General features: G+C 63.2%; 10 protein-coding genes. 2 read left to right on the forward strand and 8 right to left on the reverse strand.

Annotated features, from left to right (window positions below):
• Window positions 1-156 precede the first annotated feature (156 nt).
• The 8 genes from EN964_RS13265 to EN964_RS13300 all read right to left on the reverse strand — a co-directional run bounded on the left by EN964_RS13265 (window position 157) and on the right by EN964_RS13300 (window position 8,499).
• Window positions 157-1,800 (reverse strand): dihydroxyacetone kinase subunit DhaK, encoded by a 1,644-nt coding sequence (locus EN964_RS13265; protein WP_127272512.1) that lies wholly within the window; start codon window positions 1,798-1,800, stop codon window positions 157-159.
• 55 nt (window positions 1,801-1,855) lie between these two features.
• Window positions 1,856-2,869 carry an ABC transporter ATP-binding protein gene (locus tag EN964_RS13270; protein WP_127272511.1) on the reverse strand — a complete coding sequence of 338 codons (1,014 nt, stop codon included), beginning with the start codon at window positions 2,867-2,869 and terminating at the stop codon, window positions 1,856-1,858.
• A complete protein-coding gene (locus EN964_RS13275) occupies window positions 2,862-3,974 on the reverse strand; it encodes an ABC transporter ATP-binding protein (RefSeq protein WP_127269192.1) in 1,113 nt (370 codons plus the stop codon). The genes EN964_RS13270 and EN964_RS13275 overlap by 8 nt, the downstream gene beginning before the upstream one ends.
• A gap of 2 nt (window positions 3,975-3,976) precedes the next feature.
• The gene (locus EN964_RS13280) at window positions 3,977-4,183 is read right to left on the reverse strand and encodes a hypothetical protein (RefSeq protein ID WP_127269191.1); all 207 of its coding nucleotides are present in this window, start codon (window positions 4,181-4,183) and stop codon (window positions 3,977-3,979) included.
• On the reverse strand, window positions 4,180-5,130 hold the full coding sequence (locus EN964_RS13285; protein WP_013528079.1) for a carbohydrate ABC transporter permease: 951 nt from the start codon (window positions 5,128-5,130) through the stop codon (window positions 4,180-4,182). The genes EN964_RS13280 and EN964_RS13285 overlap by 4 nt, the downstream gene beginning before the upstream one ends.
• Complete coding sequence (locus tag EN964_RS13290; protein ID WP_127269190.1) at window positions 5,127-6,074, reverse strand: carbohydrate ABC transporter permease; 948 nt, start codon at window positions 6,072-6,074, stop codon at window positions 5,127-5,129. The genes EN964_RS13285 and EN964_RS13290 overlap by 4 nt, the downstream gene beginning before the upstream one ends.
• Window positions 6,075-6,200: 126 nt before the next feature.
• The gene (locus EN964_RS13295) at window positions 6,201-7,532 is read right to left on the reverse strand and encodes an ABC transporter substrate-binding protein (RefSeq protein ID WP_127269189.1); all 1,332 of its coding nucleotides are present in this window, start codon (window positions 7,530-7,532) and stop codon (window positions 6,201-6,203) included.
• A 277-nt stretch (window positions 7,533-7,809) separates the two neighbouring features.
• Window positions 7,810-8,499, reverse strand: a complete 690-nt coding sequence (locus tag EN964_RS13300; RefSeq protein ID WP_127273168.1) for a PIG-L deacetylase family protein — start codon at window positions 8,497-8,499, stop codon at window positions 7,810-7,812.
• Window positions 8,500-8,527: 28 nt separating this feature from the next.
• On the opposite strand from EN964_RS13300, the gene EN964_RS13305 reads away from it, so the two are divergent.
• The gene (locus EN964_RS13305; protein WP_127271454.1) at window positions 8,528-9,418 is read left to right on the forward strand and encodes a DMT family transporter; all 891 of its coding nucleotides are present in this window, start codon (window positions 8,528-8,530) and stop codon (window positions 9,416-9,418) included.
• 47 nt (window positions 9,419-9,465) lie between these two features.
• A partial coding sequence (locus EN964_RS13310; protein WP_127276429.1) for a DEAD/DEAH box helicase occupies window positions 9,466-10,084 on the forward strand: 619 nt, incomplete at its 3' end.

A 10,084-nucleotide genomic window follows, 5' to 3' on the forward strand; every position in this document is an offset into this window, starting at 1 on the left:
GTCGAGCGCCGTCAACTCCTCGGCGTGAGCGGCAATGGTATCCGCAGCGGCCGCGATCAGCCTGGCAAGGTTCAACGCCGCCATGTCACCCGCATTTCCGGTTTCTATCTTGCCGGCAGTATCGAAAGAACGATCATTCGACAACTGGAGCATGAATCAGGCCGCTTCGTGCAGTGCGGCGGCGGCCGCGAAGACTTCGGCCACCGCGTGAGCGCCGGGGTCGACCACACCCTGCAATTTGCTGCCGACATAGGCGGACCGTCCGGCCTTAGCTTTGTCCATGGCGGAGGTGGCTTCGGCACCGCGTCGAGCCGCCACAGCCGCTTCGTCCACGCTCTTGGCATCGAGCGCTCTGAGGGCTGGCTCGAGGGCATCGACCATGGTGCGATCCCCCATCCTGGCCCCGCCATAGAAAGTCATTCGGTCGAGGCCGGCAAGCAGCGCCTTGGCTAAGCTCGCGCCGCTCTCCAGAGCTTGCGCTGCGGCGGTGAAGAAGATCGACAGCAGCACGCCGCTGGAGCCGCCCATCGACGCGCTCAGAATGTCACCTATCGCGCCAAGGGTCGCCGCCGGCTCGGCAAGCGGCAGCGCATCAAGCCGCTCGAGAACACTGCGCGCGCCGGTCGCCACCGTCGAGCCGGTGTCGCCGTCGCCTGTCTTGGCGTCGAGCCCGTTCAACGTGGTTTCCAGCGCGATCAGCCGTTCGCAGATGGTGACGAGAAGAGAGCGGGTCCGCGCATCCTGGCTGGGCTTGCGTGCCGCGCTCTGTCCGGCCGCTTTCGCCATCGGCACGACGGCAGGTGAAACAACCGGCTTTGCCGGCATCCAGGCGTGCGGACCGACCGGCGCCTGCAAGGCGGTTTCGCGCGCCGCATCCAGCCGGATCAGCGACAGCGAGAAGCCGTTCATGTTGAGCGCCGTCATCAGCGGGCCCGGGCCGATCGTCAGCTTGATGGTTTTGGCCAGCGGCGATGCAAGCACCGCATTGGCGACGACAGACATTTCGAGCGGCGGCACGGAGCCGAGATTGTTGATCAGCAAGGCGTAGGTGGCCTCGGGATCAAGCCGTGCCGCGAGGCGCTCCACCATGATCGCCACCAGCCTGTCGGCGCTCTGCACCGCAATCCTTTCGACGCCCGGCTCGCCATGAATGCCAAGGCCGAGCTCACCATCATTCTCGCCAAACCTGTCTTCGTGCGGTTGGCCGGGGATCGAGCAGGACGACAGCGACATGCCGAGCGAAACGATATCCTTCGCCGCCGCGCGAGCGGCCGTTGCGACGAATGCCAGATCGTGGCCGGCTTCCGACAAATGACCAGCGATCTTGTGCACGAACAAGGTGCCGGCAACGCCGCGCGGCTGGGTGATATCAGGCAGCGCGATGTCGTCGGCGACGATCACCATCTCGACGCGAAACCCTTCGGCGCGCGCCTTCTCGGCCGCCAGGCCGAAATTGAGGCGGTCGCCGGTGTAGTTCTTGACGATCAGCAGGCAGCCGGCCGGACCGGTGACCGCCCGGATGGCCGCCAGCACGGCTTCGACGCTTGGCGAGGCAAAGATCTCGCCTGAGACCGCCGCCGTCAGCATGCCTTTGCCGACGAAGCCGGCATGGGACGGCTCGTGCCCGGCCCCGCCGCCGGAGACGACACTGACTTTCGTCTTGTCCCAGTCGGCGCGCAGGATGACCTTGATCTCGGGATAGCCGTCGAGGCGCGCGAGATCGCCTGATCCGATGGTCCGTAACAGACCGTCGAGCGCCTCGGTGACGATCGTTTCCCTGCGATTGAAAAAGTGCTTCATCGAATTCGTCCCGTACTGGCAAAGTCAAAACCGGTGCTGAATCACCGAAAACCGCTCACATCAATCGCTGTCCATCGGCGCCGAAATACAGCGGTGACCGGTAGCGGATCACCACTCTGTCGCCCTGCGCCAAATCCGTGTCGGGGTCCGTCAGCGTCACCAGCTTCTTAGGGCCAACCGTCACATGCAAATGGTTCTGGTCACCGAGATGCTCGACCCAGTCGACAACGCCGTCGGCGTGACCATTCGCGGCCTTCGCGATCGTCAGATGCTCGGTGCGCGCGCCGATCGTCTTGGTGCCGGCCGGTGCACCGCCGTCAGGCAGCAGTCCGGTCGGCAGAAGATTGATCGCCGGCTGGCCGAGCCTTGCCGCGACATGCAGGTTTGCCGGCTCTGAATAGATGGTGCGCGGCGAGCCGATCTGCACCAGCACGCCCTCGGTGAGGATGCCGATGCGGTCTGCCATCGTCATCGCCTCGATCTGGTCGTGGGTGACGTAGAGCATAGTGGCGCCGAGCTCGGTCTGGATGCGCTTCAGCTCGAGCCTGAGATCGCCGCGCAGCTTGGCGTCGAGCGATGATAGCGGCTCGTCCATCAGATAGATCGAGGGCTTGCGCACCAGCGCGCGGCCGATGGCGACGCGCTGCATTTCGCCGCCCGAAAGTTTGGTCGAGCGGTTGGCGAGCTTGTGATGGATGCGCACCATCTTCGCCACCTCCTCGACCCGGCGGCGGATCTGGTCCTCCGGCATTTTCCGCGCCGGCGAGCGCAGCGGGAAGGCGAGGTTGTCGAATACCGACAGATGCGGATAGAGCGAATATTGCTGGAAGACGAAGGCCGTGTCGCGCTCAGCCGGCGACAGTGTCGTGGCATTGTGTCCGCCGATCTCGATCGTGCCGGAATCCGGCCGTTCCAGCCCGGCGATCAGCCGCAGCGTCGTTGTCTTGCCGGCCCCGGTCGGCCCGAGCAGCACGACGAATTCACCATCTGCTATGTGCAGGTCGAGGCCGTCGACGGCGACATGGTCGCCGAAACTCTTGGTCACGTTCTTGATGTGCACCTCAGCCATGCTGGGCCCTCCGCTCCGAGGCGACATCGTGGATCGCGGTTCTCACCGCGCGGCCCGATCCCTTCTCGAACAGCGACAGGCGCGCGCTGCTCAGCGTCAGGCCGACATGGTCGCCGGTGGAGAGCCGGATTTCGGCCGGCACGCGTGCCTTGATGATACCGTCCGCCGTTTCGACCGCGACGATCTGCGTGGTGCCGAGATATTCGGTGCCATAGATGGCGCCGCGCAGCTTGGAGGCGTCGTCGAAGCGTATGTGCTCCGGGCGGATGCCAAGGGCCATGTCGCTGGGTGCGATGTCCTCTCGTACCTCCGGCACCGCGACCTTCGCACCTTGCACGATGATCTCCCTGGCGCCTTTGGCCAGCCCGCCGCCAAAACCCAGAAAATTCATCGGCGGGGAGCCGATGAAGTCGGCGACGAACATGGTTGCCGGGCGGTCGTAGATTTCGCGTGGGCTTCCGAACTGTTCGATGACGCCATGGTTCATCACCGCGATCTTGTCGGCCATCGACATCGCTTCCATCTGGTCGTGCGTGACATAGACCGTCGTGGCACGGATGCGGTTGTGCAGTTCGCGCAGTTCATGGACCATCAAATCGCGGAATTCGGTGTCGAGCGTGCCGAGCGGCTCATCCATCAGGAAGCACTTCGGCCGCCGCACGATGGCGCGGCCGAGCGCGACCCGCTGGCGGTCACCACCGGCAAGTCCGGAGACGGATTTGTTGAGCAGATGATCGATGCGCAGCAGTTTTGCCGTTTCCTCGACACGGGTGCGGATCTCGGGCGATGGCATGCCTTGCGCCAGCAAGGGGAAGCCGATGTTCTTGCGCACATTCATGTGCGGATAGAGCGCGAACAGCTGGAAGACGAAAGCGATGTCGCGCTCGCGGGCCCGCAGCATGGTGACGTCGTCGCCGCCGAGCAGGATCTGGCCGCCGGTCGGCAATTCGAGCCCCGCGATCATGCGCAACGTCGTCGTCTTGCCGCAGCCCGACGGCCCGAGCATGACGAAGAACTCGCCATCCTCGACGACGAAGTTAGAATCCTGCACGGCGACGAAATCGCCGAAGGCCTTTCTCAGGTGCTGGACGCGGATTTCGGCCATGATTATTCCGGGAACTTGGAGACGATGATGAACATCACGGTGCCGGCGAGCATGGTGATGAAGGAGTAGGTGTAGAGCGACAGCGCGAAGGGCTGGAACAGCATCAGGAAGCCGATGGCGATCAGTGCCGTGGCGATGTTCTCCATCAGCCCGCGCCTGGCCCAGGCCGGCCAGCGCGATTTGCGTTTCTCAGGCTTGGTCATGCTCATTTACGCACCGCGCCGAAGGTGATGCCGCGCAGCAATTGCTTGCGGAGCAGAATGGTGAAGACCAGGATCGGCACCAGGAAGATCGTCGTGCCGGCCGCGACCGCCGGCCAGTCCTGGCCGCCTTCGCCGATGATGGTCGGGATGAAGGGCGGCGCGGTCTGCGCGGTGCCCGAGGTCAGGAGTGCCGCGAACGCGTACTCGTTCCAGGCGAAGATCAGGCAGAAGATCGCGGTCGCTGCAATGCCGGTCGTCGCTTGCGGCAGCACGGTGCGCCAGAAGGCCTGCAGCCGCGTATAGCCGTCGATCATCGCCGCCTCTTCGTACTCGCGCGGGATTTCGTCGATGAAGCCTTTCAGCAGCCACACCGCCAGCGACACGTTGACGGCCGTGTAGAGCAGGATCATGCCGAGCGCGGTGTCCGACAGGCCAAGCTCGCGGTACATCAGGTAGATCGGAATGGCGACGGCGATCGGCGGCATGAAGCGCGTCGACAGGATGAAGAACAAAAGGTCGTCGGCGAGCGGCACCTTGAAGCGCGAGAAGCCATAGGCCGACAGCGTGCCGAGGAACACGGCGCAGAAGGTCGAGCCGAAGGCGATGATCAGCGAATTGACGAAGCGCGGCAGGAAGTTGGACGGGCCGGCGATCACCATGTTGCGCTTGCGCGTGGTCTCGTCGCAGAAGCCTGTCGCCGGCCCCAGCGAGTTGATGTATTCCGGCGTCTGACGGGTCCGCGTCGTGAACAGATTGCAGTAGCCTTCGAGGCTGGGCTGGAACAGGATCTTGGGCGGATAGGCGATCGAATCCGGCGGCGTCTTGAAGCTGGTGGCGAAGATCCACAGCAGCGGCACGATCGAGATCAGTGCGTAAAGCACGATGATCGTGCCGGCGATCCGTTTCGAGTTGCTGCTCGGTGCGACGACCGAATGGGCTGTGGTCAGGCTCATCTCTGCTTCACCTTGTTCAGCGCCTTGACGTAGATGTTGGCGAGGCCGAACACCGCCACGAAAAGAATGATTGCGAAGGCCGAGGAATAGCCGGTGCGCCAGCTCTCGAAAGCCTGCCTTTTCAGCGTGATCGAGGCGACCTCGGTGGTCGAGCCCGGCCCGCCGCCGGTCAACAGATTGACCATGTCGAACATCTTGAAGTTCTCGATGCCGCGAAACAGCACAGCCAGCATGATGAAGGGCAGCGCCATCGGCAGCGTGATCGACCAGAATTGCCGCCAGTTGGAGGCGCGGTCGACCTCGGCCGCCTCGTAGATGTATTCGGGGATGGAGCGCAGGCCCGCGAGGCAGATCAGCATCACGTAGGGTGTCCACATCCAGGTGTCGACGATGATGATCGACCAGGGCGCCAGCGACACGTTGGAGAGCATCTGGATATCGGTCGGCGGGATCCTCGTGACGAAGGATATGGCGTAGGCGAACAGGCCGATCTGCGGCTCGTAGAGGAAGCGCCAGAAATTACCGACCACCGCCGGCGACAGCATCATGGGCACCAGGATCAGCGTCGTCCAGAAGGCGTGGCCGCGGAACTTCCTGTCGATCAGCCAGGCCAGGGTGAAGCCGATCAGCGTCTGCAACAGGATGGTCCAGAACACGAAATGCGCCGTCGTCTGCATGGCGATCCAGATATCCTTGTCGCCGAGGATGCGCTGGTAGTTGGCAAAGCCGAGGTTCTTCACCACCTCGTTCGGGCGGTTGGCGCGGTAGTTGGTGAACGACAGATAGATCGCCCAGAACAGCGGAAAGATGTTGATGGCCAGCAGCAACAGGATCGTCGGCGAGATGAACAGCCAGGCGAGGCCCTTGTCGCTGATGCCCCGGACCTTGCGGGCCAACGGCTCCGGAGTCGCCTGGGCAACGTTCTCCGCGGTCCGATTGAGCATGGTGAGTCCTGCTTCGGTCACTTGGTCGTCTCTGTCATGGAATTTATCTGAACTGCGTCCCGTGCCAAGGGCGGCACGGGACGCATGGGTCGAGCTCGGGAGGAGCCGGGTTACATCTTGCCCCAGTTACATCTTACCGTCGTCCTGGAAGACCTGCGTCCAGTCCTTGACCAGGCCGTCCAGCGCATCCTTGGCCGAACCTTGGCCGGCGACGACATAGTCGTGGAAACGCTTCTGCGAGGCCTGCAGCAGCGGGGCGTAGCTCGGCTCGGCCCAGAAGTCCTTCACGATGGCCATCGAGTCGAGGAAGGTCTGCGCGTAGGGCTGGCTGGCCGGGAAGCCCGGGTCCTTGACCACCGCGTTGAGGCAGGAATAACCGCCGAGCGACCACCATTTGGCCTGCACCTCCTTGTTGGCGAACCACTTGATGTATTTCAGCGCCGATTCCTGCTTGTCGGAATAGGACACCACTGAGATACCCTGGCCGCCGAGCTGGGCGAACTGCTCGCCGTCAGGCCCCTTCGGGTTGACGAAGTAGCCGATCTTGTCGCCGCCGACATTCTCGTCCTTCTGCAGGCCTGGCCATGTGAAGGCGAAGTTCATGTGCATCGCCACCTGGCCGGATTTGAAGGCGTCGACCCCTTCGCCCATATAGCTGTTCGAGGCACCCGGAGGCGTGCAGCAATCATAGAGCGCCTTGTAGAACTCCAGCCCCTTTACCGATTTGTCGGAGTTGACGAAGCCTTCCATTTCGTAGGGCTTTTTGGGGTTTTCGTACTGGAAGCCATAGCTGTAGAGCACGTCCATGGCGCCCATGGTGATGCCTTCCGAGCCGCGCTCGGTGTAGATCGAGGCGCCGTAGACGGTCTTGCCGTCGATCTCACGCTTCTGGAAGAACTCGGCGACCTGCTTCAACTGGTCGAAAGTGGTCGGCGGGCCGAGATCCCAACCGTACTTCTCCTTGAATTCCTTCTGCAGTTCCGGCTTGGAGAACCAGTCCTTGCGATAGGTCCAGCCGACGACGTCGCCCATGGCCGGCAGCGCCCAGTAGTTCGGCGTGTTCTTCGGCCATTCCGAATAGCCGACGACGGTTGCCGGCACGAAATCGTCCATGCTGATCTTCTCCTTGTCGAAGAAGTCGTTCAGCTTGACGTAGTGGCCGTTCTCGGCAGCGCCGCCGATCCACTGGCTGTCGCCGATGATCAGGTCGCACAATTTGCCGTGCGAGTTCAGCTCGTTGAGGAAACGGTCGGCATAGTTGGTCCATGGCACGAACTCGAATTTCATGCCGATGCCGGTTTCCTTGGTAAAATCCTTGGACAGTTCGACAAGCGCGTTGGCCGGGTCCCAGGCGGCCCAGCACAGCGTCAGGTCTTCAGCGTGCGCGACGTTCGAGACGGCTGTCGACGCTGTGATCGCCGAGGTCAGTCCCAACGCCAGTTTCAAGCTCGATTTCATGACTTCCTCCCATTTGCGAAACGCGCCCGGATGACGGTTTCAAAAAGCCCTCAACCCCTCTCCTCAGGGGCCCAAACATGGCTGCGCGGTTATGCTGCGGATGTTTAGTAATTTGTTTAGTGATGCAATTTTTACTAAACAAAGCAAGCGAATTCGTTGCTGCGCCGCAGCATGCTTATCGCGATGTCTGAAAACGTTGGAGAAGCGCGGCTCGCTGGTCGGCTTACCGAAGCTGTTCAGGCCGATTGTGACCAGGACGTGGGGTCGCCTCGGCTTCTCAACCGACCCTTCTGGTGCTCACCATCACCTTCCGGATCGGCGGTGCCGGCGGCAGCAGCATACGGATATCGGCGAACGGGAACGACGGTTCGAAGCGGAAGGCTTCGGCCGAGGAGCCTTGCGCGCCGTTGCACTGGCCGGCGCGAAAGGCGTTCTGTGTCCGCGCGATGTCGACGAAGCGGTCGGGATCCTGCGACTGATGCATTCGGATCGCCTCGGCCTTGACGTCGGCATGGGCGGAAATGTCGACATAGTGCGTCGGCGAAAAACCGGTGCCGCCCATCGTGTCGGCATGCAGCACCGGGACGGCGAAAGACGCCGCGATGCGCACGCCGTCCGACAACGCGCGATGGTCGGCGTGATAGTCGTTGGGCGCATGCGTGATCACCAGATCCGGGCCGGTTTGACCAATCAGTGCTTTCAGAGCTCCGATCAGCGCTGCATCGGCCACCAACTCGCCGTCCGGGAAGTCGAGGAAGCGTGGCATTGCGCCTACCAGCGCAGCCGCGGCCGTTGCTTCATCGCGACGGACACGAGCGAGAACAGCGGGATCACTCGTGCCGCCCCTGGCACCATCCGTGGCCATGGCAAAAGTGAGCTCTGCGCCTTGCGCGGCATAGGCGGCCATCGTACCGAACATGAAGATCTCGATGTCGTCCGGATGGGCACCGAGCGCCAGGATTTTCAAATCACTCTCTCCCCGGAACTGGAACAACGTGACGAACGGAATCCTGCTCGCCCTGATCGCCTACGCAAGCTATTCGGGCAGCGATGCCGTTGTCAAAAGCCTGGGCGGTCAACTCACGATCTTCGAGATCGGCTTTTTCATAACTTTGTTCGCGGGCTTCTTCCTATTCTTCACGCGACCTGCGGGCGAACGCTGGCGCGATTTCTGGCGCACCAAAAGACCATGGGCGGTGCAGGCGCGCGCCTGGGCGGGCATCGCTTCCGGCGTGCTCAGCGTCTACGCCTTCACCACCATTCCTCTGGCCGAGTCCTATGCGCTGATCTTCCTGGCGCCGCTCTGCGTCACCATTCTCTCCACGGTGATCCTCAAGGAGAAGGTCGGCCCCTGGCGCTGGCTGGCGGTGGTCGCCGGTTTTGCCGGCGTCATGCTGGTGGTGCGGCCTGGCTTTCGCGAACTCAATCTCGGCCATCTTGCCGCCTTCGGCGTTGCTTTCCTCGCGGCCACCAGCGTCATCCTGATGCGCTCGCTGGCGCAGCAGGAAAAGCGCACCACCATGCTCGGCGTGCTGGTCGGTTGCGGCCTGCTGTTCAACGGCATCGGTGCCGCCGCCACCGCCTTTACTGTTCCCAGCGGAAAGCAGTTGCTGTGGCTGGCAATGGCCGGTGCCTTCACCGCGGGTGGACAATTCCTGCAGCTGCTGGCCATGAAATACGCGCCCGCCAACCGCGTCGCGCCGACGCATTATTCGCAGATCGCCTGGGCGGTGATCCTCGGCGCGTTGTTCTTCCGGGAATATCCGGACGGGCTGTCGCTGGTTGGCCTGGCGGTCGTTGGCGGCGCCGGCCTTTTGACCATGGTTCGTGAGGAAGCGCGGCTGGGCACCGTGCGCTGGAACCCGTTTTCGCGCACCCGGCTTTAAACCGACTCTGGTTGCGCCTTGGCCGTAACCGCTGATATGCGGGCGCCATGACCACAAAACCCCTGCCGGAGCTTCCTGTATCCGCCGTGCTGCCGGCGCTGACGGAAGCGCTCGGCGATGGCAACAGCGCCGTGCTGGTGGCGCCGCCGGGCGCCGGCAAGACGACGCTGGTGCCGCTGGCGCTGCTTGACGCGCCTTGGCTCGGCGCCGGCAAGATCATCCTGCTTGAACCGCGCCGGCTCGCCGCCCGCGCCGCCGCCCGCCGGATGGCTGAATTGCTTGGTGAGGAACCTGGCGCCACCGTCGGCTATGCCATGCGCATGGAAAACCGCATGTCGGCAAAGACCAGGATCGTGGTCGTCACCGAAGGCGTGCTGGCGCGCATGATCCTCGACGATCCCGAACTGCCCGGTGTTTCGGCTGTCATTTTCGACGAATTCCACGAGCGCTCGCTCGACGGCGATTTTGGTCTCGCTCTGGCGCTCGACGTCCGAGGGGCGCTCAGGCCGGATCTGCGCTTGGCAGTGATGTCGGCGACGCTCGACGGCGCGCGTGTCGCCAAACTCATGTCGGGCGCGCCGGTCGTCGAAAGCGAGGGTCGCGCCTTCCCCGTAGACATCCGGTATGACGAACGCCCCGCCGGCATCGCCATCGAGGACGCGATGG

Source organism: Mesorhizobium sp. M7A.F.Ca.CA.001.10.2.1 (assembly GCF_003998575.1).
GTDB lineage: Bacteria > Pseudomonadota > Alphaproteobacteria > Rhizobiales > Rhizobiaceae > Mesorhizobium.

Excerpts from the sequence above, each read along its gene's own strand:
- EN964_RS13265 (WP_127272512.1), bottom strand. The coding sequence starts at position 1,800 with ATGAAGCACTTTTTCAATCGCAGGGAAACGATCGTCACCGAGGCGCTC.
- EN964_RS13270 (WP_127272511.1), bottom strand. The coding sequence starts at position 2,869 with ATGGCTGAGGTGCACATCAAGAACGTGACCAAGAGTTTCGGCGACCAT.
- EN964_RS13275 (WP_127269192.1), bottom strand. The coding sequence starts at position 3,974 with ATGGCCGAAATCCGCGTCCAGCACCTGAGAAAGGCCTTCGGCGATTTC.
- EN964_RS13280 (WP_127269191.1), bottom strand. The coding sequence starts at position 4,183 with ATGAGCATGACCAAGCCTGAGAAACGCAAATCGCGCTGGCCGGCCTGG.
- EN964_RS13285 (WP_013528079.1), bottom strand. The coding sequence starts at position 5,130 with ATGAGCCTGACCACAGCCCATTCGGTCGTCGCACCGAGCAGCAACTCG.
- EN964_RS13290 (WP_127269190.1), bottom strand. The coding sequence starts at position 6,074 with ATGCTCAATCGGACCGCGGAGAACGTTGCCCAGGCGACTCCGGAGCCG.
- EN964_RS13295 (WP_127269189.1), bottom strand. The coding sequence starts at position 7,532 with ATGAAATCGAGCTTGAAACTGGCGTTGGGACTGACCTCGGCGATCACA.